This is a genomic window from Polymorphospora sp. A560 (assembly GCF_045781765.1).
Taxonomy (GTDB): domain Bacteria; phylum Actinomycetota; class Actinomycetes; order Mycobacteriales; family Micromonosporaceae; genus Polymorphospora; species Polymorphospora lycopeni.
Genome location: NZ_CP122282.1, coordinates 3,262,335 through 3,286,126, shown reverse-complemented (window position 1 = coordinate 3,286,126; position 23,792 = coordinate 3,262,335). Strand labels below are relative to the sequence as shown.

At 72.5% G+C, this 23,792-nt stretch carries 21 protein-coding genes; 13 read left to right on the top strand and 8 right to left on the bottom strand.

The features are described 5' to 3' along the window. Positions 1-3: 3 nt before the first annotated feature. The 3 genes from QCD66_RS14940 to QCD66_RS14930 are packed head-to-tail and all read left to right on the top strand — an operon-like array spanning position 4 to position 2,146. Positions 4-975 (top strand): 4Fe-4S dicluster domain-containing protein, encoded by a 972-nt coding sequence (locus tag QCD66_RS14940; RefSeq protein ID WP_375734126.1) that lies wholly within the window; start codon positions 4-6, stop codon positions 973-975. Beyond that, positions 972-1,985, top strand: a complete 1,014-nt coding sequence (gene nrfD, locus QCD66_RS14935; RefSeq protein ID WP_407567162.1) for an NrfD/PsrC family molybdoenzyme membrane anchor subunit — start codon at positions 972-974, stop codon at positions 1,983-1,985. Before QCD66_RS14940 ends, nrfD begins: the two co-directional genes overlap by 4 nt. Next, positions 1,982-2,146: a hypothetical protein gene (locus QCD66_RS14930; RefSeq protein ID WP_364217034.1), complete on the top strand. Its 165-nt coding sequence runs from the start codon at positions 1,982-1,984 to the stop codon at positions 2,144-2,146. The genes nrfD and QCD66_RS14930 overlap by 4 nt, the downstream gene beginning before the upstream one ends. On the opposite strand, the gene QCD66_RS14925 is transcribed toward QCD66_RS14930, so the two are convergent. Both QCD66_RS14925 and QCD66_RS14920 read right to left on the bottom strand, forming a co-directional pair. Continuing rightward, positions 2,093-2,476, bottom strand: coding sequence for a helix-turn-helix transcriptional regulator (locus tag QCD66_RS14925; protein WP_407567161.1), 384 nt, complete (start codon positions 2,474-2,476; stop codon positions 2,093-2,095). The two genes, QCD66_RS14930 and QCD66_RS14925, sit on opposite strands and share 54 nt — an antisense overlap. Further along, positions 2,413-3,009, bottom strand: coding sequence for a hypothetical protein (locus QCD66_RS14920; protein WP_407567160.1), 597 nt, complete (start codon positions 3,007-3,009; stop codon positions 2,413-2,415). The genes QCD66_RS14925 and QCD66_RS14920 overlap by 64 nt, the downstream gene beginning before the upstream one ends. 464 nt (positions 3,010-3,473) lie before the next feature. On the opposite strand from QCD66_RS14920, the gene QCD66_RS14915 reads away from it, so the two are divergent. The 4 genes from QCD66_RS14915 to QCD66_RS14900 all read left to right on the top strand — a co-directional run bounded on the left by QCD66_RS14915 (position 3,474) and on the right by QCD66_RS14900 (position 8,598). Beyond that, positions 3,474-3,995, top strand: coding sequence for a hypothetical protein (locus tag QCD66_RS14915; RefSeq protein ID WP_375734130.1), 522 nt, complete (start codon positions 3,474-3,476; stop codon positions 3,993-3,995). Positions 3,996-4,607: 612 nt separating this feature from the next. Then, positions 4,608-5,783 carry an MFS transporter gene (locus tag QCD66_RS14910; protein WP_364217043.1) on the top strand — a complete coding sequence of 392 codons (1,176 nt, stop codon included), beginning with the start codon at positions 4,608-4,610 and terminating at the stop codon, positions 5,781-5,783. 5 nt (positions 5,784-5,788) lie between these two features. Continuing rightward, complete coding sequence (locus tag QCD66_RS14905; RefSeq protein WP_375734131.1) at positions 5,789-7,243, top strand: TldD/PmbA family protein; 1,455 nt, start codon at positions 5,789-5,791, stop codon at positions 7,241-7,243. Next, positions 7,240-8,598 carry a TldD/PmbA family protein gene (locus QCD66_RS14900; protein ID WP_364217049.1) on the top strand — a complete coding sequence of 453 codons (1,359 nt, stop codon included), beginning with the start codon at positions 7,240-7,242 and terminating at the stop codon, positions 8,596-8,598. Before QCD66_RS14905 ends, QCD66_RS14900 begins: the two co-directional genes overlap by 4 nt. A gap of 38 nt (positions 8,599-8,636) precedes the next feature. Here QCD66_RS14900 and QCD66_RS14895 read toward each other — a convergent pair whose 3' ends face one another. Genes QCD66_RS14895 through QCD66_RS14885 form a run of 3 tightly spaced genes read right to left on the bottom strand, consistent with a single transcriptional unit; the run spans position 8,637 to position 11,748 of the window. Next, positions 8,637-10,148: a M28 family peptidase gene (locus QCD66_RS14895; protein WP_375734132.1), complete on the bottom strand. Its 1,512-nt coding sequence runs from the start codon at positions 10,146-10,148 to the stop codon at positions 8,637-8,639. Between the two features lie 59 nt (positions 10,149-10,207). Then, positions 10,208-10,819, bottom strand: coding sequence for a TIGR03086 family metal-binding protein (locus QCD66_RS14890; protein WP_375734133.1), 612 nt, complete (start codon positions 10,817-10,819; stop codon positions 10,208-10,210). Between the two features lie 32 nt (positions 10,820-10,851). Next, entirely contained in the window at positions 10,852-11,748 is an 897-nt protein-coding gene (locus QCD66_RS14885; protein WP_364217058.1) for a class I SAM-dependent methyltransferase, read from the bottom strand. 161 nt (positions 11,749-11,909) lie between these two features. Between QCD66_RS14885 and QCD66_RS14880 the strand changes: the two genes are divergently transcribed. Beyond that, positions 11,910-13,112, top strand: coding sequence for an aminotransferase class I/II-fold pyridoxal phosphate-dependent enzyme (locus tag QCD66_RS14880; RefSeq protein ID WP_364217061.1), 1,203 nt, complete (start codon positions 11,910-11,912; stop codon positions 13,110-13,112). Between the two features lie 13 nt (positions 13,113-13,125). On the opposite strand, the gene QCD66_RS14875 is transcribed toward QCD66_RS14880, so the two are convergent. After that, positions 13,126-14,523, bottom strand: a complete 1,398-nt coding sequence (locus QCD66_RS14875; RefSeq protein ID WP_375734134.1) for a cytochrome P450 — start codon at positions 14,521-14,523, stop codon at positions 13,126-13,128. A 379-nt stretch (positions 14,524-14,902) separates the two neighbouring features. Between QCD66_RS14875 and QCD66_RS14870 the strand changes: the two genes are divergently transcribed. The 4 genes from QCD66_RS14870 to QCD66_RS14855 all read left to right on the top strand — a co-directional run bounded on the left by QCD66_RS14870 (position 14,903) and on the right by QCD66_RS14855 (position 19,760). After that, a complete protein-coding gene (locus QCD66_RS14870; RefSeq protein ID WP_375734135.1) occupies positions 14,903-15,889 on the top strand; it encodes an aspartyl/asparaginyl beta-hydroxylase domain-containing protein in 987 nt (328 codons plus the stop codon). A gap of 347 nt (positions 15,890-16,236) precedes the next feature. Continuing rightward, the gene (locus QCD66_RS14865; protein WP_375734136.1) at positions 16,237-17,073 is read left to right on the top strand and encodes an OmpL47-type beta-barrel domain-containing protein; all 837 of its coding nucleotides are present in this window, start codon (positions 16,237-16,239) and stop codon (positions 17,071-17,073) included. A 251-nt stretch (positions 17,074-17,324) separates the two neighbouring features. Continuing rightward, the gene (locus QCD66_RS14860) at positions 17,325-18,386 is read left to right on the top strand and encodes a hypothetical protein (RefSeq protein WP_375734137.1); all 1,062 of its coding nucleotides are present in this window, start codon (positions 17,325-17,327) and stop codon (positions 18,384-18,386) included. Positions 18,387-18,482: 96 nt separating this feature from the next. After that, on the top strand, positions 18,483-19,760 hold the full coding sequence (locus tag QCD66_RS14855) for a hypothetical protein (protein ID WP_375734138.1): 1,278 nt from the start codon (positions 18,483-18,485) through the stop codon (positions 19,758-19,760). A gap of 24 nt (positions 19,761-19,784) precedes the next feature. Here the strand turns inward: QCD66_RS14855 and QCD66_RS14850 are convergent, their stop codons facing one another. Then, positions 19,785-22,487: a tetratricopeptide repeat protein gene (locus tag QCD66_RS14850; protein WP_375734139.1), complete on the bottom strand. Its 2,703-nt coding sequence runs from the start codon at positions 22,485-22,487 to the stop codon at positions 19,785-19,787. A gap of 240 nt (positions 22,488-22,727) precedes the next feature. On the opposite strand from QCD66_RS14850, the gene QCD66_RS14845 reads away from it, so the two are divergent. After that, complete coding sequence (locus tag QCD66_RS14845) at positions 22,728-23,081, top strand: hypothetical protein (protein WP_375734140.1); 354 nt, start codon at positions 22,728-22,730, stop codon at positions 23,079-23,081. Between the two features lie 100 nt (positions 23,082-23,181). Here QCD66_RS14845 and QCD66_RS14840 read toward each other — a convergent pair whose 3' ends face one another. Next, positions 23,182-23,652: a M15 family metallopeptidase gene (locus QCD66_RS14840; protein WP_375734141.1), complete on the bottom strand. Its 471-nt coding sequence runs from the start codon at positions 23,650-23,652 to the stop codon at positions 23,182-23,184. Between the last annotated feature and the right edge of the window lie 140 nt (positions 23,653-23,792).

Here is a 23,792-nt window from a genome sequence, read left to right as displayed (position 1 = left end):
GCGATGGGACTCGACCTGAGAGTGGCCGCCGAACACGGCCTCGACCCGGCCACCGCGAGCGGGTACGACACGCACCCGCCGCGGATGGGCTTCTTCACCGACACCAGCGTCTGTATCGGCTGCAAGGCGTGCGAGGTGGCGTGCAAGGAGTGGAACGCCATCCCGGAGGACGGGCTGACCTTCACCGGCATGTCGTACGACAACACCGTCGGGCTCGGCGCGGACACCTGGCGCCACGTGGCCTTCGTCGAGCAGCCGCGACGGCTGGGCCGGCAGGAGACCCACCTCGCCGACGTGGAACTGCCGGCGGCGGTCACCGCGCAGGCGGCGGGCCGTACCGCCGTCTCGCTCGGGATGCCCGAGTCCCGGCCGCCGGACGGACACCCCCACCCGGTGCGCGACATGGAGTTCCGCTGGCTGATGTCGTCCGACGTGTGCAAGCACTGCACCCACGCCGCCTGCCTGGACGTCTGCCCGACCGGGTCGCTGTTCCGGACCGAGTTCGGCACCGTGGTGGTGCAGGAGGACATCTGCAACGGCTGCGGCTACTGCGTCCCGGCCTGCCCGTACGGCGTCATCGACCAGCGCAGGGACGACGGCCGGGTGTGGAAGTGCACACTGTGCTACGACCGGTTGTCGGTCGGCCAGGAGCCGGCCTGCGCGAAGAGCTGCCCGACCGACTCCATCCAGTTCGGTGAGCTGGCCGAGCTGCGCGAGCGGGCCGAGACGCGGGTCCGGCGGCTGCACGACCAGGGCGTCGCCGACGCCCGCCTCTACGGCGCCGACCCGGGCGACGGGGTCGGCGGCACCGGTGCGTTCTTCCTGCTGCTCGACGAGCCGGAGGTGTACGGCCTGCCCCCGGATCCGGTGGTCACCACCCGCGACCTGCCGGCGATGTGGCGCCGGGTCGCGGTGGCCGCCGCCGGGCTGCTGGTCGGGCTGGTCGGCGTGACGGTCATCGGAGGTGGCAGGTGAACCGGACCGACGTACGCCTCGACGGCGCCCCCGGCCTGCCGGCCGGGCGCGAGGCGGTGGTCGGCTCGGCCGGCCGTTGGCGGCGCCGCCAACGGGGCGAGCGGCTGATGGTGCCGAAGGCCGAGTTCCGCTCCTACTACGGGCTGCCGGTGCTCAACGCCCCGACCTGGCGGGCGGCGGACATCGCCGGATACCTCTTCCTCGGCGGGCTGGCCGGCGCCTCGTCCACGCTGGGCGCCGCCGCCGAGTTGGCCGGGCGGCCCCGGCTCGCCGCCGGGCTCAAGGTCGGTGCCGCCGGCGCGCTCGGCGGATCGCTGTACGCCCTGATCCACGACCTGGGCCGGCCCGAACGGTTCCTCAACATGCTGCGGGTGTTCAAACCCAGTTCGCCGATGAGCGTCGGGTCCTGGCTGCTGGCCGGCTACGGCCCGCTCGCCGGCCTGGCCGCGGGCAGTCAGGTGACCGGGCTGCTGCCCCGGCTCGGCCGGTTCGGCACGGCGGGCGCGGCCCTGCTGGGTCCGGCGGTCGCCGCCTACACCGCCGCGCTGATCGCCGACACCGCCGTGCCGACCTGGCACGAGGCGTACCGCGAGCTGCCGGCGTTGTTCGTCGGGTCCGCCGCCGCCTCCGCCGGCGGGCTGGGCCTGCTGGTCGCCCCGGCCGGTGAAGCCGGCCCGGCCCGGCGGGCGGCCGTCCTCGGCACCGCCGTCGAGCTGGTCGCGGCCCGGCGGATGGACCGCCGCCTCGGGCTGGTGGCCGAGCCCCTGCGCGAGGGGGCGGGCGGGTGGCTGCTGCGGGCGGGTAGGGCGTTCGGCATCGGTGGTGCGGTGCTCGCGGTCGCGGGCCGGCGCAGCCGTACGGCCACTGCCCTGGCCGGGGCGGCCTTCCTGGCCGGGGCCGTCTGCACCCGCTTCGGGTTCTTCACCGCCGGCGTCGCCTCGGCCCGGGATCCGATGTACACCGTGACCCCACAGCGCGAACGGCTCGCGGAGAAGGAGGCAACACGATGAGGACGGTCGCGAGGTATCTCCCGTTCGCCGGCATCGTGCTCACCACCTGGCTGGTCGCCCGGCTGGCGGTACGGCAGCAGGAGCACCGGGCGGCACCGGGCGCGACGTCACGGACGCTCGTCTCCGGCGGCGGGCGGCGGCTCGGGCGGGTCGTCGTGTAGCACCTCGGCCAGTTCGGCCCGGCCCCTGGTGCCCAGCTTCCCGTTGATCCGGTAGAGATGGTTCTCGATGGTGCGTACCGAGACGACCAGCCGGTGCGCGATCTCCCGGTTCGACATGCCCCGGGCGGCCAGGCTGCCGATCTCGCGCTCGCGTCCGGTGAGCGGCAGGGGCGCGACGGTGCTCGTCGCGAGGGTCCGGACGCCCTCGCAGCGTTCGGTCAGCCGGCGTACCCGGGCGGCGGCCCGGTGTGCCGCGCACCGCCGGTTCATCCGCTGGTAGGTGGCGGCCGCCTGGGCCGCCGCGTCGGCGGCCGCCAGCAGGTCCCCCATCCGCTCCAGCAGGTCCGACGCGGCCCGCAGACCGTCGGCGTCGTCGGCGGCCAGCGCGGTCGCGTGCGCGGCGGCGGCCGGGGGCGCGGGCCGTCCACGCGGGCGGCCAACGCGGTGAGCCGCGCGGCCACCGACCGGTCGCCGAAGCAGACGGCGGTGTGCAGCGCCAGCACCTCGTGGGCGGAGTGCCCGGTCGCCGCCGCCACCGAGGCCGCCTCGTGGGCGAGCGCGACCGCCTCGCTCGACACCCCCTGGGCGGCGGCCAGCCAGGCCCGGGACAGGTACAGGTCCGGCTGGAGGAACAGCACCATCGGGTGCTGCCGGGCGTGCAGTCGGGCCTGTACGTCGGCCGCCGCCGCCAGGTCACCGGTCAGCGCCAGCGCCCGGCCCAGCGGGATCAGGCACACATGCTCGAAGCCGCCGGCGGTGTCGAACCGCTCCAGGCCGGCGTGCGCCTCACGCAGCCAGCGCAGGGCGCTGACCGGCCGGCCCTGGGCCAGGGTAGTTCTTCCCGGCGTCCCACGAGCGGCCAACCTCGTGCCATAGATAAAGTCTAATGTCTTGGGGTGGGCTGATGTGCCCCTCCCCCGTTGTCGGCCGTGACCAGAGAATGTCCAGAACCCCGCGCCTATCCTCGCCAAACGCCTGTGGTGGAGGGAGAGAACCGGAATACGCAGACGACAGGTCGGGATGCCGGGGTGGTTCTGGGACTGGTGGCCGCGGTCCTGCCGGTGACACCGGCGAGCACGCACCCGCGCCGGCACCCGGCGCCGACACAGCGCCCGCGGCAACGGCCGGCGCCCCGGCGCCGGAGTGCGGCGACATCAAACAGGACGCGGCGAGGCTCGCCACCGCCGGCCGGTCCGGACCGGCAACCTGCGTACGCAGGCACGCGCGGCAGACCGACGGCGACGGCGCGACACTCACCAGCGACATCTGCGGCGGAACCACGACCAAGACGCGGGTCGCCGCGTGCCTCGTCGAGGACGGTGTGCTGGTGGTCTTCCTGGTGCCCAACGGCCAGGTCATCGGCAGCATCAGCTATACCGTGGCGAGCCTGACGGCGCTCGACTACGGATCGCTGAACTGGTCGCGGTCGTTCCACTACCGGGCCAACTCCGTCGCGGGCCAGGCCGCCGGCGCGGCCGTGACGAACACATCCGTCTACGCCGAACCGCTGTGCGTCACCAGTTGTACGGTGAACCCCGGCAGCAGCACCATCGGTGGATCGGCGTTGCCGGGCCACCCGCACTCGGCCACCGGCTTCTTCTCGACCCCGATCAGTGGTGTCCGATGGGCGGCACAGAGCGGCTTCAAGTTCTGGTTCGCCAACTCGCTGTGGGTGCACGGCGTGAGCAACCCGTTGACCACCACGCCGGGCGCGCACCGCTGTGACATGGCGCTCGGCGGCTACCACCCCGGATGCGTCTACGACTCGGTGCGCCCGGTGCTCGACGTCCCGGCCACGCGCTCAACCACATCCGCCTGGCCCTGTCCTACGGCCTGCCGAACATCCTGACCAGGACGCAGAGCGAGGCGCTCCGGGATGCGACCCGTGCGGCGGCCTGCCCCACCGGCCCGGCTATCCCCGGCCGGGAACCCCGGGCCAATATCAGTGCGACGAGTCTCCGTTCGCGTCCACCTACCAGGGTGCGTCGATGCAGCCCTACGGCCGACAGTTCTTCTGGATCGACTGGAACACCGGTCGGGGATTCAACTGCAACGTGCCCTGGCTGCAAGCCGCCAACCGGGCGACTCCGGCGGCTTCAGCGCCTGCATGATCCCCGCGGGCCAGAACTCCCTCGGCGGCACCGACCTCGGCGACTTCTACTACAAGTCGCGGGTCCTCGACGGCGACCAGTTCCAGGTCCGGGTGACCTGACCACCTTCGGTCACCTCCGGCGCCGAACACGGCCCGGCCGGTCGGGCCCCGGTGCCCACGACCGGCCGCGGCGTCCCGCCCGCTCGGGTCACGGAGCGGGCCTGCCGGCGCCTACGCTAGCCGGGTCAGGGAAGGCGACGAATTCCCGGAGTGGCTGGTTTGCGCAAAGGCCCGAACCTCCCGCGCGCCAGGGCGCCGAACGGCGCCGGTCCCTACGCGACGTTGTTGCGCCACCCGCACGGTCGCCGGATGGCGCTGGCCGCCCTCGGCGCGCGCCTGCCGCAGGGGATGACCGGCATCTCGGTGCTCTTCCTGCTGGTGGAGCGGGAGGGCATCGGGGCGGCGGGGGCGCTGACCGCGGTGTACACCCTGGCGCTCGGGCTGGCCGTTCCGGTGAGCGGCCGGCTGGTCGACCGGTTTGGCCCGGGCCGCGTCGTCCGGTGGAGTGTGCTCGCCTACACCGCCGCGACCGCCGCGCTACTTTTCGCCACCTTCGGCGGGGCGACGCAACCGGTGACCGCCGCCGCGGCGGCTCTGACGGGTGCGAGCACCCCGCCGCTCGGCCCGGCCGTACGCGCGCAGTGGGCGCGACTGCCCGCACCCGTCCGGCGAACCGGGTTCGCGCTCGACGCGATCTTCCTCGACCTCTGCCTCATCGCCGGACCGGTGCTGGCATCGACCCTGGTGGCGATGCACGCGGCGCTCGGTGTCTGCGCCATTCTCCTGGTCACCTGGGCCGGCGTCGCCCTGCTCGGTTCGGCCGTACGGCCGGCGGCCACCGGTCCGTCGCCCCCGCCGGCGGGCCGGCACCGGCCCGCCGGCCCGTTCGGGCCGATGCGCGTCGCGGCCTACCGCCGGGTGGCCGCCCTGATGGTGCTGGCGAGCTGCGCCATCGCCGGCGTGGCGGTCGGGTTGCCGGCGCTCGCCGCGGTCCGCGACGCGCCGTGGGCGGCCGGTCCACTGGTCGCCGCGTTCTCCGTGGGCAGCATCGTCGGCGGCCTCTACTGGGGCCGGCGCCGGTCGGACGGGCCACGGAACGGGCCGGCCCCGGTCAGCGCACTGGTACCGCCACTCGCCGCGTTGACGCTGACCCTGGCCGTCCTTCCCCTGGCCGGCACCAGTCCGGTGCTGCTGCTGGCGGTCGCCCCCGTCGCGGGCCTGCCGGTCGCGGCGGTCCTGGCCAGTCTCGCGATCGAGGCGGCGGCACGGGCGCCGGAGGGCACCGCGACCGAGGCGCAGGCCTGGCTCGTCTCCGCCAACACCGTCGGCTCGGCCGCCGCCGCACTGCTGGTCACCAGCCTGCTGGGCCACGGTCACTCGACCGTTGCGCTGCTCACCCCGGTCGCGCTGGCGCTCGTGGCCGCGGTCGCGGCGCCACTTCTCCTGCGGAGGGCGGGACGCCGACCACCCGAATCAATAGAATGACATTCATGGATATCGCCGATCTCGCCGCTGTCGCCATCGACGAGGTCACCCGCCTCGGCCCGCAGTTCGCCGACGTCCGCGCGGTCGACGACGAGTCCGAGTCCGTCGACGTACGCGACGGGCGGGTCGAGCGGGTCAGCCGCTCCGCCAGTCGGGGGGTGGGGATCCGGGTTTTGGTCGGCGGCGCCTGGGGCTTCGCGGCGACGGCCGACCACGACGGCGGGGCGGTACGCGACGCGGCCCGGCTGGCGGTGGAGCTTGCCCGGGCCAGTGGCCGGGTGGCGCACGAGCCGATACGGCTCGACGACTCCCCGCCCTGCCGGGGCGACTACGTCACACCGCACGAGATCGACCCGCTGGAGATGCCGGTCGCCGAGAAGGCGGACCATCTGCTCGCGGCCACCGCGGCGGCCCGCGGGGTGCCCGGGGTGTCGTTCGTGGAGGCCAGCACGGACGGCTGGCGGCGCCGGACGGTCTACCGGTCCAGCGATGGTGCCGCCATCGAACAGACCGTGCTGCACGCTGGTGGCGGGCTGGTCGCCTACGCGGTCGGCGGCGGGGAGTCCCAGCGCCGGTCGTACCCCACCGCGTTCCGTGGACAGTTCGCCAGCGGCGGTTGGGAGGCCGTACTCGCGCTCGACCTGCCGGGGCACGCCGCGGCCACCGGACGCGAGGCGGTGGCGCTGCTCGCCGCGCCGGACCTGCCGAGCCGGGCGGAGACGACGATCGTCCTCGACTCCTCACAGCTCGCGATGCAGATCCACGAGTCGATCGGGCATCCGCTGGAACTCGACCGCATCCTGGGCATGGAGCAGGCGTACGCCGGCGGCTCCTTCGTCCGGGTCGACGACCGCGACCGGCTGCGGTACGCCTCCCCCATCGTCTCGATCACGGCCGACGCGACGACGCCGGGAGCGCTCGGCACGTTCGGCTTCGACGACGAGGGGGTGCGGGCGGGCCGTGCGCCACTGATATCCGATGGGGTCCTCGTCGGCTTCCTCAGCAACCGGGAGACGGCGGCGGCGGTCGGGCTGGAGTCGAACGGTACCGCCCGGGCCGACTCCTGGGGCAGCATCCCGCTCGTCCGGATGAACAACGTCTCGCTCGCGCCCGGCACGGACGACGCCGCTGGCCTCGCCGAGATCGTGGCGGCGACCGACGACGGGTTCCTGCTGTGCACCAACCGTTCCTGGTCGATCGATGACCGGCGGACGAACTTCCAGTTCGCCTGTGAGGCCGCCTACGAGATCTCCGCCGGGTCGCTGGGGCGGCTCTACCGCAATCCCACCTACGCCGGTCGTACACTCGACTTCTGGCGGTCCTGCGACGCGCTGGGCGGCCGCTCGGACTGGCGGGTCTGGAGCGTGCCGATCTGCGGCAAGGGGCAACCGTCGCAACTGGCCAGGGTCGGGCACGGCGCGCCGACCGGCCGGTTCCGGGCAGCGGTGGGGATCCGATGATCCGCTACGGGGCCGACCGCCTGTTCGAACTAGCCGGGGCGGCGCTGCGCCACCCGGGGCCGGACGAGGTCGAGGTGACCCTCGGCCGAGAACAGGTGGCGCTGACCCGGTTCGCGGACAGCCGGATCCACCAGAACGTCCATCGGCTCGACCACCACGTGCGGGTGCGGGTGGTGGTCGACGGCGGCGAGGCCGGAGCGCGGGTCGGCTCGGCCACCTCCGGGCTGTTGACGCCGGAGGGCGTGCGGCGCGCGGTCGACCGGGCGTACCAGATCGCTCGCACGGTCCCCGGGAATCCCGACTTCGCCGGTCTGCCGGCGGGCGGTACGACCTACGACTCGGTACGCCGGGACGACCCCGACACGGCGAGGTGCCCGCCCGCGCGTCGGGCCGATCTCGTGGCGGCGCTGCTGCGGTCGCTGCCGGCGGGAACCGACGGCGCCGGTGCCCTGGAGACGACCGGCAACGAACTGGCGATCGTCAACAGTCGTGGCGTGCGAGCGTACGACGCGGGAACCAGGGCGGCCCTGAGTATCCTCGCCACGGCTGGGGACTCGACAGGCTACGCCGAGGGTGTGGCGGTCGGGCTGGCGGGTCTCGATCCGGTGACGCTGGGTTCCCGGGCGGGCGAGAAGGCGCGGCTCGGCGCCGGGCTGCGGGAGCTGGCACCCGGCAGCTATCCGGTGGTGCTGGAGCCGTGCGCGACCGCCGTGCTCCTGCACCGGCTGGCGCACGCCTTCGCGGGCCGGGCGGTGCGCGAGGGAAGTTCACCGCTGGCGGACCGGCTGGGAGCGCCGATCTGCGCGCCGGCGGTCACACTGTCGGACGATCCGCTCTCCTCCGCGCTGCCGGCGGCACCGTTCGACGCCGAGGGCATACCGCGGCGCCGGACCATCCTCGTCGACCGGGGTGTGGCGGTGGGCCTGACCTACGACTCGGCGGCGGCACGGATGGGCGGGACCGAATCCACCGGTCACGCGCTGGCACCGCCGAACCCGCTTTCCGGTTTGCCGACGCACCTGTTCATGGCGGCGGGATCCGAGACGACGGAGTCGTTGGTCGGCCGGATCGACCGGGGGATCTACGTCACCCGGTTCCACTACACCAACGTGGTGCATCCCGTGCGCACCACCGTGACGGGTACGACCCGCGACGGCACCTTCCTGATCGAGAACGGCAGGATCGTCGGCGGGATCCGCAACCTGCGTTTCACCCAGTCGGTGCTGGAGGCGTTGTCCGGCGTGGAGGCGGTCGGACGGGAGGGTCAGGTGGCGACCGAGCGGTTCTACGGGGACGCGTACGCGCCCCCGCTGTGCCTGTCCTCGTTCGCGTTCACGTCGGCGTCGACGCACTGAGCCGACGCGCCCTCCCCCACCCGGTCCGTCCGGTCGGCTCACGCGTCGTGACGCTGCGCCAGCACGTCCTCGACGTCGGTCGCGAACCGGCCCACGACCCACGCCACCGCCCGGCAGTTGCGGTCGAACTCGGCGAGGTTGAGGTTCGACAGGTCGTCGCAGGGCTGGTGGTAGCAACGGTCGAACATCTCGCCGGCCGTGCCGCCGTACCGGGCCGCCTGCTCGGCGGTCTTCGCCTGGTAGGTGCCGCCGTCCATGCCGCCGACCGGGATTCCGACGTCGGCGAAGGGCCAGTGGTCGGACCCGATGCTGTACAGGTCGACGGTCTCGTAGGCCAGTCCCCGGCTGCCGTAGTAGCCGGTGAGGACCTTCTCGACGGCGCCGGAACCCGGTGGCGGCGGCTTCTCGCCGACGCCGGGGTGCTCGGCGTCGTCACCGTCGACTATGAAGCGGCCGAAGTTCGGAGACGCGATGAGTTCGTAGTTGAGGTACAGCGAGATCCGTCGGCGCTGCTCGGCGTCGAGCTGGGCCAGGTAGTGCAGGGAGCCCACCTCGATCAGTTCCTCCGCGCCCCACCAGGCGAACCGCACCTTGTTGCGTACCGCCCGCTGATGCGGTGCCAGGCGGATCGCGGTCTCCAGCAGGGCCGCGGCGGCGGCCGCGTTGTCGTTGATGCCCGGGGACTCGGTCACGCTGTCCAGGTGCGCGCCGGCCATGACGACCCGGTCGGGACGGCCGCCGGCCGTCTCGGCCAGGATGTTCTCGGTGACCGCTCGTGCCCGGTGGGCCGTGATCTCCAGCCGGACGCGGACCTCGCTGCCCGCCGTCCGCGCTGCGAGCTGCCCGGCCGCCCGCTGGGTGATGGTCGCGACCGGCACCGAGATCGCGGCGGGGTCGAACAGGTACGCCCGGTAGATGTTGTCCGGCCGGACGGTCGGCATGTAGAACAGCACCGCAACCGCCCCGAGCGCCACCGCGGTCTGCTCCTGTACGACGAAACCACAGCTCGCTCTCGGCAGCACGACAACCGTTCCGGTGACCGGCAGGCCGGCGTAGTCGGCTGGCTCGCAACCCGGCGTGGGGTCGACGACGCCGTCGCGTGAGGTGGGCAGCACCCGTACCGGTGCCTCGACACCGCCCGGCGGTGTCGTCGGCGACCAGGTCATCGCGAGGAGTCGCAGCGGTTCGGGTGGCGTGGTCAGCGCCACCGCGCGCTCGGTGTCGATCCGGTAGTACTCGTACGGCACCGGCTGACGGGTTACCCGGTACCCGGCGAGGCGCAGCCGCCGGACGAGATAGTCGGCCGACGCGGCGAACCCGGGGGTGTCGGCGGCGCGTGTCCCGCCGTTCGCGTCGGCAGCCGACTGCCAGGCCCGGAGGTGGCGCAGGGCGCCGGCTGCCCGGGTGGCCCGTTCCAACCGGTCGGCGAGCTGGTGACCGGAGCCGGCCGCCGGGACGGTCGGCCGCCCGTACGCCGGGCTCGTGACCGCGACGGAGGCGGTGACGACGAGGGCGGCAACGGCCGCGGTCACGGGGGTGGACCAACGCATGTCTTCTCCTTCCGGTGATCGGGCGGTGATCGGCCAGCCGCGTCTGGCGCGGGGCGCGGTCACCGCCCCGATTGCGGGATCGGCGTGACGGCGCGGCCGGCGAACGCGGCCAGCCGGTCGGCCGGGTGAAGGTCGCCGGTGGTGGGCCGTTCCTCGGCGAACGGCCGGTCCGGGCCGCGCGGCAGCCGGCGGCGGCGCAGGATGTCGAGGCAGGCCCGGCAGAGCGCCGGGTCGAGTTCGGTGTCCTGGCCGGTGGCCCGGGCCAGGTCCCAGCCGTGTACGAGCAGTTCGATGAAGCGGGTCTGCACCAGTTGGCGGCCGGGTTCCGGCCCGCCCGGGGTGACGAACTCTCCGGTGAGCACGCCGTCGCGGGCGAACTCTGCGACCAGCGGGGCGAGGGTGCCGCGGAACGCCGCGAGCGGGTTCTCGCCGAGCACGAACTCGTCGCGGTCGGGTACGGGCCGGTTCGTGACGATCGCCAGGAACCGGAGGTTGCCGTTGACGACGTGGTTGACGAGACCGCGTACGTCCCAGTCCGGGCAGCCGGTCGGGCCGGTCCACTGCCGTGGCGCCACACCGGCGACGAGGTCCGCGAAGAGGCCGGCGGCGTCCTGGTGCAGTTGTCGCGGATCGGTGTCCGCATGGACCGGTGGTTCGAGGGTGTTCTCCATCTGTCCGCTCCGTCGTCGGGTCGTTCCGGTGGTCATGGCGTCGCGCGTGCGGCGGGCGTCCGGGGCCGCGGCGGGGTCGCGGGCGTATGTGCGATGTGCACGGTCGTGGCCGCGAGCACGAAGACGTCCGGCCGGCGCAGCACTCCCTCGTCCGCGCGCGGGTCGAGCAACCGTTCCAGTTGTGCCCGATCGTCGGCCTCGATCCGGTCGGCGAGCAGGTCCCGTAGCCGGGCGAGCATCGAACGGACGTGGTCGCGGGCCTCGTCGTCCAGCGGGGAGGGCAGGTCGACCAGGAAGGTGCGGCTGCGGCGGGGCCGCAGGCCGGCCGCCGCGAGCAGGGCGAGCCAGTCGTCGACGCGCCGCACGCTGCCCGGTGCGGCATGCCTCCGTTCGGTGAACCAGTCCTCCATGAGCGCGTCAAGGCGGGCCTGCAGTCCGGGCCGGCCGATCCCGGTGTCGCGGGGAAGGAAGCGGCTCGGCAGGCCGCCCTCGGCGACCGCCAGTAGACCGCCGGGCGAGATCCTGCTTGCCAACCGGGCGAGCATCGCGACCTGGTCGCCGAAGTGGTGCACCACGCTGCTCGCCCAGATGAGGTCGGCGGTGGGCAGTTCGGTGACGTCGTTGAGGTCGAGCCGCCGGGTGCGGACCCTCGCGTCGAGGCCAAGGCGACCGGCCAGGGCGGCAGCACGGGCCAGCAGTTCCGGCTGGACGTCGACCGCGAGCACCTCGGCCTCCGGAAACTGCCGAGCCAGTAGGCAGGTGGTCACCCCGGGGCCCGATCCCACGTCCAGGATCCGGCGCGGCGGTGAGTCCGCCGTCAACTCCGCCAGCCAGCGGGCCGCAGCGCGCTGCCACGCGGACCGCACCCGCGCGAGTTGCTCCAGTTCGTCGGCGACGGCGGCCCAGTCGACGGTCCGTGGCCGGCTCATCGGCGCGTACCCGCCCGTCGCGCCGGCCCATCGTGTCGTCGTGCCCGGTCGGGCCGGTCCACGGGGACGTTGACGATCCGAAAGACATCGATAGTCTTCTTGATGTGGGGGGCCGGATCGATCATCTCGGCCACCTCGTCACGATCTCGGGGAGACGAGTCATGGAACATCAGGTCGGACAACTGTCGGCTCCTTCCCCCAGCGGGTCCTCGGAGTTCGCGGCGCTGGCCGACGCGCTGACCGAGGCCCGGTTGCGCCGCAAGCGCGGTGCCAAGTGGGGCGAGACCGCGCCCGGCGTCCTGCCCGCATGGGTGGCCGACCCGGATCTCCCGATCGCTCCGCCGGTTGCGGCGGCCGTACGGGCGGCGCTCGACAGCAACGACCTCGGGCATCCGTACGAGGACGCCGCTCCCGCCCGCGCCTGGGCGCGCTGGTCCGCCCGCCGGTACGGCTGGGAGCCGGACGTCAGCTACGCCAGCGCGCACGGCAACGTGGTGGCGGCGATGGCCGCCTGCATCGACCTGCTCACCGCCGCAGGTGAACCGGTGATCGTGCCGGTGCCCACGTACCCGCCGTTCCTGCTCGCCGTAAGGGACCTCGGCCGTAGGCCACTGCCGGTGCCGTTGACCGTCGACGGATCTGGCCGGGACGCGTTCGACCTGGGCGCCGTCGCGGCCGCGCTGCGCGACGGCGCGCGCCTGCTGCTGCTCTGTTCGCCGCACAACCCGACCGGTCGGTGCTGGTCGGCGGACGAACTGCGGGAGTTGACGGAGCTGGTGGCCGCGCATGACGGGTGGGTGATCAGCGACGAGGTCTTCGCCGACGTGACGCTGCCCGGCGTGCGGCACGTGCCGACGGCGTCGCTCGGCGACGCGGTCGCGGCCAGAACCGTTACGCTGACCTCGACCAGCAAGGCGTTCGGCACCGCCGGCCTGCGCCACGCGCTGGCCGTGGCGCCAAATGCCGACCTGCACGCGGCCATCTCCCATCGCCGCTACACCCGTGGGGCGACAGCCAGCCTGCTCGGCGCGGTGGCCGCCGAGGCCGCCTGGCGGCAGGGCGACCGGTGGATGGACGACGTAGTGCGGTACCTCGCCGCCCGCCGCACCGATCTGCTCGACGCGTTGCCGCGGCTGCCAGGCGTCCGGTGCCGGCCACCGGAGGCCACCTATCTGGCCTGGTGGGACCTGCGGCGGACCCGCTTCGCCGCCGCGCCCGCCGCCGAGTTGCTGGCCCGGGCCCGGGTCCAACTCTCCGACGGCGAACCCTTCGCCGCCGAAGGCTTCGCGCGGTTCAACTTCGCCCTGCCGCGCCCGCTGCTGGCGCAGGCGTTGGACCGGCTCGCGGATGCCTTCGGCGGGTGAGTCCGCGCGCGGTTCAGTCATCGGTTCCGAGACGTACCGGTAGCGTAGCGAGCCCGCGAAGCGTCGGGTTCGGCTCGCGCACCGGTGGTGCCGCGAGCCGAACCGCCGGGTGGGTCGCGAGTTCGGACAGCAGCACGTCCGCCTCCGCGAAGGCGAGTGCCGCGCCCAGGCAGGCGTGCACGCCGCGACCGAATCCGAAATGGGGATTCGGTGTACGGGAGAGCACGAGTTCGTCGGGTTCGGCGAAAACTGCCGGATCACGGTGCGCCGCCCCGAACAGCACTACCACCCGATCGCCGCGCCGGACCTGACGTCCACCTATCCGGGCGTCTGTGGTGACAATTCGCTCCTGCGCCTGGAAAGGAGTGTCGTGGCGAAGAAGCTCATGCAGCGCGGTGGTCCGCTCGCGTGCCGGCATCCCGGCGAATTCCCGCACTCTTCCCGGCTGCTGAAGCAGGCCGTGCACGGAATTTCCGAGAAAGCGCTGCCCGGTGTTGAGTCCGGCCAGCAGGACCGCGCGCAGCGAATTGGTCAACAGGTCGGTCCCGACGGCATGGTGCGCGTTCCCGCGATACAGGAAGCCGAGGATGCCCGTTGTCGGCCCACGTTCGTACTCCGTACGGATCAGGTCGGCGAGCAGTGCCCGCGCTTCGAGCCCCGGCCGTTCCCGTTCCGGCGCAACGCCGGCGATCATGCTTCGCACCACCGCTGTCGAGGCCGTACGGAACTCGTCGCCACGGGCCAGGTCGCCGCCGAACACTCCACTCATGGCGAAGGTGGCGAGCGGTACCGCAAGCTCGGCGACGAGGTCGAACTCCTCGCGGCGGGCGAGTTCCGCGAGCTTGCCCCGGACGAACGGCACCAGTTCCCGCCGGATCGCCGGTGTTCGTTGGGCCCGGAACGCCTCGGCGAGCAGACGGCGGACGGGGAGTTGGTCCGGCGGGTCGAGGGTCTGGACCGTGATCGTCTGGGGCTCCATCGGCACCCCGGCCCGGCGGTAGTCGGCGGCGAAGGTGGTGGAGTCCTCGACGACCCGCCGGCAGTCGCGGTAGGTGGTGAGGATCCAGGCCGAGAGCCCGGCGTGCCAGTGCACCGGGTCCACCGAACGCATTTCTCGGTAGGTCCGATAGGGATTGTCGATGAATTCGGGCGACAGCGGATCGAAGAGTTCGCCGCCCGCGACATCCGGGGCGCCGGCCGCATCCTGCACCCCTTCGCCAATGATGTTCATCTCCTGCCTCCGCAAATCCGTCCGTCCCCGTGCGTGGCACCCGTGGATCCCGGGCGTGCCGCCACATCGGCAGATTCGAGCGTCGGTGGGTCGCGATAGTACGCGGACATCCCCGATGGCGATAACCGCATCCTTCACCCCGCCATCGATGATGGCAAATGTAAACAGCTCGTCGTTCATAACATGAAAAATCTACGACGACCGGCATTGACACCCATCGCTCGCGAGGGTAACCCTGGCGGCAACTCCTCGGGACGCTCAGTGCAACGCGCCGACGGAGCGAAGGGTTATCCGGGGCGTCAGGGGACGCCCCTTCCGCCCCGCTTGTCCATCGACAGAGAGGGGTCCTCGCCATGCGTCACTACTACTGATCGAAACAGGCGTGCCGCCGCGGGTGCGAGATGGCCATGCGGCGGCACGCCGCCCGGTCACCACCATCTGCGTGCCCGTCGACCACCACCGGACCGTCGTGCGCCCAATCGATCACCGCCGCCGGACCGACCCATGTCGGGACCGCAGCGCCCCGTCGCGTCTTCCGGCCCGAGACCGAGGATGCCCAATGACCGCACTCCCGCCACCTCCGCCGGCACTGCGCGGCGACGCAGCCGCCGTACGCCTCACGACCGACATCGACCCCGCACCGTTGCGAGACGACCTGCTCGCCATGGCCCAGGGGCCGTGGGACCACCAACGCCCCTATTCGGCCGGGCGGGTCGGAGATCCGATCGCCGCCGGCTGGACCTGCTTCCCGCTGCACAGCCCCGGTGGCCGGGCGGACCGGACCGACCCGGGCGGACCCGGGACGGTGCGATTCGCCCCGACCCCGGCGCTGGCCCGGATGCCGGCGTTCGCGCGACTGCTCGACCGCATCCCCGGGGAACTGCGCGCCGTCCGCCTGCTCGCGCTCGACCCGGGTGCCAGCCTCGACGAGCACACGGACGAGTTCATCGGCTTCGGCTACGGACAGCTTCGACTGCACGTCCCGATCGTGACCAACCCGGACGCGCTGCTGTTCATCGAGGACCGCAGCTACCACTGGCGCCCGGGCGAACTCTGGTACGCCAACTTCGCCCTGCCGCACTACCTGCGCAACGGCGGGTCCAGCCGCAGGATCCACCTGGTGGTGGACTGCATGGTCAACGACGCGATGGTCGGACTCTTCCCCGACCGGTTCCGCGGGAATCTCGAATCGATCTCGTACGTGAGCAACCGGCCGCGCCAGCCCGTGGATCCGGCGCTGGAGGTCCGGCCGTTCCTGCTGCCGGCCGTGCTCGGCAAAGACCTGCTCGCCCACGTCACCGACGCGCCGGTCGGCGATACCGACGGGGTGCGTACCGAGGTGACCGCCGGTCCGGACGGCCCGCTGCTGCGCACGGCGGAGGGCGTCGAGTGCCTCCTGGTCCGGGTCGGCCCCGACGAGTACCGGTTCGAGGGCTGGACCGAGGAGCGGACGCTGGACTTCGGGACTCTGCCGGACCGGGTGGCGCTGCACGACCGCAGGAACTGGCGGCACCGGGTCTGGGACTGCCCGGTACTGCCCGCATAGCCGGAGCGGCGGGCGTCGCGGTGCCCGGGATGTGGCCGGTCCACCCCACGCGCGGTCGCGGGTGATCGGCGACACCCCGGGCACCCGCGCGGCCCCACCGGGTCCATGAACGCATTCGCCATCGAAGACGACGGACAGTACCCGCCCGGCACCGGGCGGGTTATGGCCGCCTATGCGGGTTACCGGTCGATTCGCGGAAGAGTACGGCACTGATCTCAAGCCGGCGTCGTTGTGTCGCACCTGTCGGTCGGCGTCCGAGCGGTGTTCGCGTCCCTGCCATGCGCTGGCGCTTGGCTGCCGACGTCCCCGACGTTTCGACCCGCGACCGTCCCAGGAGGACATTGGCGATGCGATCCGTCCATCGTGGTCTCGCCTGTGCCGTGGCCCTGGCCGCCACGGCCGTCGGCGCCCTTCCCGGCGCGCCGGCCCACGCCGCCGAATCCGTCCAGTACCTGCAGACCGGTTCGACGCTCACCAACCTCTGGGGCAGCGCCCCGGCGGAGTTCTGGTACAGCTCGCACTACCAGGGCGTCCTGCAGACGCTGGACCACGTGCTGGTCACCGACGGGCTGGACGACACGGTGGTCGACTTCCGGTACGCGCCGATCAACACCGACTACGCCGACCGGTTCGGCACCGACGGGCACAAGGCCGCCGACCACAACCCGGCCGTGCTCACGCTCGAGGTCGAGCCGCCGGCCGACACCACCCCGCCGACGGCGGCGGCGACGACGCTGTCGCCGGACGAACCGAACGGGGACGACAACCGGAGCTACCACACCCCGGTGACGGTCACCCTGACCGGCGCCGACGAGGGCGGCTCCGGCGTCCGGGTGCTCCAGTACGCCATCGACGGGGAGGCCTGGACCCGGTACAAGGCGCCGCTGACCATCAGCGCCCCGGGCCGGCACGTGGTGAAATTCCGGGCGATCGACCTGGCCGGCAACCGGTCCGAGATCGGCAACGTCATCGTCACCATCACGCCCGACGCCTGCCCCGACTCGGACAAGCGGTGGAAGATCTGGCTCGGCAACGTCAACAGCGGGGTCGCCAACGGTGATCTCGGCAACGGCTGCGCGTACACCGACATCCTCTACCCGAGGGACCGGACGTGGGCGGCAACCAGGAGTACGTCGAGTTCGTCACGGCCAAGGCGAACGGCCTGCGGGTCGACGGCCGCCTGACGGCCGCCGACGTCGAGGCGCTGGTCGCCGCCGCCGCACGCTCGACAGTGGGCGGCCGCTCCTGACCATGTGATGCGCCCGCGGTGCGGGTCCGTCTCGCGGTGGCCGGTGTCCGGGGTACTCGTACCCGGACACCGGCCACTGTCGCTTGCAACCGGTGGACCGGGACTGACCCGGGCCGGTCGGACACTCTCCGCCCGTCCACCTGCTGCCGCACGCTGAAGGCCCGTTTCTACAGGAAGGAGCTGTCGATGTTGAAGAGTTTCCCGCGACCGCGGCGGCTGGCCGGGGCCGGGCTGGTGGCGAGCGGATTGGCGCTGCTGCTCACGGTTTCGGGAGCGACCGCGGCAGGCTCCGACGTCGGGTTGCACGCCACCTCCGAGGTGTTCATCCAGGACACCCTCAGCGACAACGGTGCCGAACCCTCCACCGTCTCCCCGTTCTGGCAGAGCCCGGCGATCAAGGTCTGCGCCTGGACGCCCACGGTGCCACCCGTGGAGTGCCCGACCAGCCAGGACCAACTGCTGATCGGTGGCAGCTACCACGTGTGGATCACACTGTCCAACTCCGGAACCACCGATGCCGTCGGCACCCTCGAACTGCGGCGCACCAAGCCGGGCGGCGGCACCAACTGGAACACCGACTGGATCAACATTGCCACCAAGCTGGACGTGGCGGTACCGGCCGGTGGCGTCACCCGCGTCCCGATCCAGTTCGACAACGTGCCGGGTCCCGGCCACTTCTGCCTCGCGGCGCTCTGGGACGCCGACGGAGACGAACTGAAACCGTTCCCGGCCGACCATGACAGGGTCGTGACGAACGACAACAACGTCGCCCAGCGCAACGTGAACTCGATCGCGATCGGCAAGTCCCAGTCGGCGGACCGGTCGTTCTCCATGGCCAGCAACCAGTTCGTACGCACCCACACCAGCCTGATCTTCAACCCGGTCGGCACACCGTTCCATCTCGTCGGCGGGCAGATCGTCGTCGACCTCGGTCCGGTCCTGTTCCAGCGCTGGCAGCAGGCGGGCCGCCGGGGCACCGGGATCCAACAGGTCGGGGCCACCCAGCTCCAGCTGGTGTCGACGACCGCGAGGATTGAGGAACTGCCACTCGACCCCGTCGAACGGGTCACGGTCAACCTCCGCTTCACGGCCGGAAGCAGCACACCGGCCGGCATCTACGGGGTCGAGATCGCCCAGGGCAAGACGTCCGTCGCGATCCCGTGCAGCCCCACCGGCGCCCCCTGCCCGCCGCCTCCGAACCGGCTGCCGATCGGCGGCGTCCGCTACACCATCACCGTCGTGGACTGACGGCTCCGTGGCGGGGCGCCGCATCGGGTGAACGCGGCGCCCCGCCCGGGCATCGACAGCCGATCAAGCTGGAACGTGAAAGGCAGGAAAGACCGAATGAGACTCAAGCCCGCACGGTTCATGTCCGCCGCCGTGGCCCTCCTGCTGGTGGCGACACCCGCGGTGGCCCACGCCAAGCCGCAGCCGTCGGTCACGACGCAGACGACCACCCAGGCCGCCCCGGCCGGCTTCGCATCCTGGGCCGAGGTGTACCAACTACAGACCCGGCTCAACGCGGCCGCCGAGCGGATTTTGCGCGCCGGCGACGCCGGCAATCCGAGCATCGTCGCCGACCCGCTCCGCCGCGAACTGCTGGTGCACTGGAAGGGCGCCGTCCCACCCGCCGTCCTGGCGGAGGCGGCCACCGCCGGGGTGCCGGTACGGTTCCGGCCCGCCCGGCACACCCTTCGGGAACTGACCGCCGAGGCTCGACGGATCGTCGGCGACGAGCGGGTCGCGGAGGCCGCGCCCGATGCCGACGGCGGCGGCCTGACCGTGACCGTCACGGGGACCACGCTGGAAGCGGGCCAGCGGGATCTCCTGAGCACCGCCAGGGTTCCGGTGACCGTCCGGACCGGCGCCCGTCCCCAGGCGACCGGCCGGCAGGGCGACAGCCCGCTGTTCTGGGGCGGAGCGGCGTACACGATCGGCAGCCAACGGTGCAGCACCGGGTTCACCGTCAAGCGGGCTGGGCAGCCCCTGCCGTCCCGCCTGATGCTCAGCGCGGGCCACTGCACCCGGCCCAGCGGCGGAACCGTCGTCGTCCCCGGCCTACCGAACCCGGCGGGCAGCGTCGAGGCCGGAAGTACGCACGACTGCCGGGACACGACGCTGCTCCACCTGCCAGGGGGCGCGGCCGGCGTCGTCTACACCGGCGCGTGGAACTCGACCGCCGGCGCGATCGTCGGCCTAGACACCGGCGTCACCGCCGGATCCGACTTCGTCGGCGAGCGCGTCACCACCAGTGGAGCCGAGACCGGCATGCACGAGAATCTGTCGGTGGAGGCGGTCAACGTCTTCGCCCGGGTCAACGGCGCCCGCTGCGCGGACGCCGTCGGCCCGCTGATCCGGGCCCGGGCCAACGCCGGCTGCGCGGCGGGCCCCGGCGACAGCGGCGGTCCCGTGTTCGCCGGGCCGTCCTTCCAGGGGCGCGGCATCATCGTGGGCGGCGGCTCGACGGACAGTGCCGTGGACCGGGCGACGTGCCCGTCGGCCGCCCCTTCGGGCTCCCCGGTGTTGGGTTTCAGAACCGTCCTGTACGCGCCACTCCTGCGCCCGGCCGGCGACCCGATGATCGGCGCACTCCAGCACTACGACGTGACCCTCGTGCCGTGAGCCCGGCCGGCTGCGGGGTGGTCGTCACCGGCCGCCCCGCAGCTCGCCGAGTTGGGCGCGGATGCGCGGACCGGTGGTCTGCGCGTCGTCGGTGTGGTCGGTGCCCAGCTTGGCGAGCAGGTCCAGGGCCACCTGCCAGTGCTTTCCGGCCAGTTCGCGATCACCGATGGCGAGGTAGGCGTGGGCCAGGCCGTCGTGTGCCCTCGCCTGATCCGGCAACTGGCCGAGGCCGGTCGCGTGCCGCAACGCCTGCCGGTGCTGGACGAGAGCCACCGCGGGCTGTCCCATCGCCTGCCGCAACCGGCCCAGGCCCTGCAGTGCCTCGAACTGCCAGTTGGCGCTGCCGAGTTCGCGGCCCTTGCGCAGCGCCTGTTCATAGCACTCGTCGGCCGGCGCGAACCGGTGCTGCGCCAGGTGGGCGTGCCCGAGGCCGACCAGGGCCTGCAGTTCGCCGGTGCGGTCGCCGATGTCCTGCGCGATCCGCAGTGCCCGGGTCTGGTGCCCGGCGGCCGGCTCGTGCTGGCCGAGTAGCCAGCGGACGTGGCCGAGCCCGTGCAGCGCGTAGAGTTCGCCGGCGCGGTTGCCCGAGTCCTGCGCGATCCGCAACGCCTCCCCGTAGTGGCGCAGGGCCTGTTCGAGCTCGCCCAGTTTCAGCCGGATGACGCCGAGCCCGGTCAATGCCTGTAGTTCGCCGGACCGGTCGCCGAGATCGCCGGCGATCCGTAGCGCCCGCCGGTAGTGGTTCTCGGCCTGCTCGTACTGACCGAGGAGCATGCCGACGTGGCCCAGCCCGTTGAGGGCGGCCAGCTCGCCTCCCCGGTCCCCGATCTCGGCGGCGACCGCCAGTGACCGTCCATAGTGGGTGGCCGATCGCTCGTTGTTCCCGCGCATCCAGTTGACGTGGCCGAGCCCGTGCTGCGCGTAGAGTTCGCCGGACCGGTCGCCCCGCCGCCGCGCGATCCGCAACGCCAGACCGTAGTGTTCCTCGGCGAGTTCGTGCCGGCCCTGGGCCCGGTGGACGTAGCCGAGATCGATCAGGGCATCCGTCTCCGCTTCCTGGTTTCCCGCGAGTCGAGCCAGGTCCAGACTGTGCTGGTGCAGGCTCTCCGCTTCCTGGTATTGGCCGTGGGTGCGCAGATGCCGGTGGAGCAGGACCGACATCTCCCACGCCGGTTCCGGCCGGTCCGGCCCGCTGTGCGCGGCGGCCGTGAGCAGGTTCGCCAGCTCGTTCTTGAGCCATCGGCCGGCATGGCCGGCGTCCGGCAGGTCCGGCAACGGGCTGTCGGCCGGCGTCGTCTTGCGGCGGCGCCGTTCGTGGGGATCGGTCACCGACACCGCCAGGGCGGCCGCGTCGCGGTAGTAGGCCAGCAGCCGCCCGGTCGCCGCGGCGCGTGTCTCGGGCGGGTCGGCGGCGGTAGTGAGATGGACCGCGTGCGACCGGACCAGGTCGTGCATCCGGTAGCGGCGGTAGGCGGGCTCCTCCAGCAGATGGTCACGCTGCAACTCGTCCAGGTGCAGCCCGGCCTCGGGCACCGGCAGGCCGGCGAGCGCCGCGACCGCGTACCCGTCGAACTCGACCCCTGGATGCAGGCCGAGTAGCCGGAACAGGCGTTGCCGGCCGGCGGGAAGGTGTTGGTAGGAAAGGTCGAACACGGCGGCGACCGTGCGGTGTTCGGCGGTCAGGGTGAGCAGCCCGCCGGCCGCCTGCCGCATCTCCCGGCGCAGCTCGGCGATGGTCCACGATCGGTGCCGCCGGTAGAGGCTGGCCATGATGGAGATGGCCAGCGGGAGGTGTCCGCAGGCGTGGACCAGTTCGGCGACCTCCCGGCCGGCGTCCCGCGCGGCCAGCCGGGCGAACATCGTGGCCGCCTCGTCCGGGGACAGCACGTCCAGCCCGATCGGCACCGGCGCCGGAAGGTCGGCCAGGATCCGGCGTGACGTCACCAGAACCAGGCAGCCCGGCGTCCCGGGAAGCAGCGGCAGGACCTGGTTGGTGCTGGCGGCGTCGTCGAGGACCAACAGGAGACGACGGCCGTTCATCCGGTCGCGCCACAGGGCGGCCCGCCCGTCCAGGGTCGGCGGCAGGAACCGGGCGTCCACCCCGTCGGCGGCCAGCAGGTCCGCGAGCAGATCGGCGGGGTCGGCGGGATGCCGGCCGGAGGTGTAGGCGTGCAGGCTCAGGAAGAGCTGCCGGTCGCCGAACCGGTCCTTGAGCCGGTGTGCGACGTGCACCGCCAGGGTGGTCTTGCCGACGCCGGCCATGCCGTCGATGGCATGGATGCTGACCACTTCCCCGGCACGGGCGGCGTCGGCGACCGTGCTGACGATCTGCTCGATCTCCTTGTCCCGCCCCACGAACACGGCCTGGTCGGCGGGCAGGGTGCAGCGGGCCGGGGCTGGTCCGGGGGCGGGTTCGGCCACCGGTGCCGGGCGCAGCGCGGCGAGACGGCGCCGGGCGGTCACCCAGCGGTGCACCTCTTCGTCGTCGCCGCCGCAGGTACGCACGAGCGCGATGACGAGATCTTCCCGCGGAAGGGTGTCCCGCGCCAGGGCGGCCGTCACCGTGCTGCGTGGCAGCATCCGACCGGCCGCGGCGGCGCGGCTCTCCAGCCGCCGGAAGCCGACCCCGGACCAGCTCTTCAACCGCCGCAGGGCCTCCACGAACTCGGCCGCCGTGCTCGCGGCAGCCGGGTCAGGTCGGCCGTCACCGCCGGGCGATACCGCCATGCCGCCCCCCACCGCAATACACCTCGTTGGTCGCGGCACCAGTGTAGCCATCATTGACGTTCTTGGATGCCAAAGAAGACATCGACGGCAACGCCGGACGACAGCGTCCCAACTCCGGGGGCGCGGACCCTGGTCGCACGGATTGAGTACCGCGCTACTCACGACGGGTCACCGTGGCGTGGCTAGCTTCGGTTCTGGTGTCCGATCCCGGGCACCTGTCAATTCTCTTGGAGGTCAACAATGCACCGGAAGCGAATTGCCACCCTGGCGGCCGCTCCCCTCGCGCTGCTCATCGGATCGGCGGTCTTGTCCGCGTCGACCGCCAATGCCTCTCATTCGACGGCGCCGGCCGTGGCGAGCTCCACCTGCAATGCGCCCGACGCTGAAAAGATCCTCACCGTCGAGGAGGGGATCGCGCTCGTGAAGAAATGCTCGGCCCGGGCCGACGCGGCAGCCCCGGGATGGCACTGGATGGGCAATTACGGCTCGGTCTACGACGTGGTCGCCGTCGCGAACGGTGGCGGAATCGGCCCCGGCGAACTCATCGCCCAGCCGCAGTCCTCGGGTCTGGTCCCGAGCTTCATGTACTACTGACGCCACTTCCGCAGTTCGTGCTCGTCACGGTACGGCCGCCACATCCGTGACACGGCGGCCGTACCGGTGAGTTCGCCCCGATCCCCGTCCGGGATCGGCTTCAGAGCGGGCCGCCGAAAGGCGGTGCATCCGGGCGCGTCCTGGGGTCGTGGGTGGGATCGGGATACATGGGTGGGCAGCCGTGATCGACTGCTTCCGGGCGCAGTTCGAAATGCCAGGACTCGTTGCCGTAGATCTGGCACAGCCCGTATCCGGCGCCGTGCCGGGACAGCCAATACGTGGCGTCGAACGGCCCGATGTCGATCGCGTCCCCCGAGACATGGGCGGAGGTCTCGGCCGTGGCCACCCAGCGGGCCGCCTCTTCCGCCGAGCCGTACACGGAGACAGCCTCCCGGAGCAGCTGTTCCTGGTATTCCGGCGACCGCCATCCGCTGTTGACCCGGAAGACGACATCGCTCCCGGCGGCGTCCGTCGCCGCCCGGTGAAGGGCATCGCGCAGATCCGGATCCAGGTTCGCCACCGCCGGGATCCGGTCATCGAACACCGACACCACCACACCGTCGGGGATCACCCCGTCAGCCTCGTCGGGCGCATCCCCCCAGATCCCGAACAGTACGTCGACGGGTGACGAGGCCGACGACGATGACGAGGTCAGCGAACGGTAGCCGATGGACGCGGCGATCCCGGCGATGACGACCGCCAGGATGACGA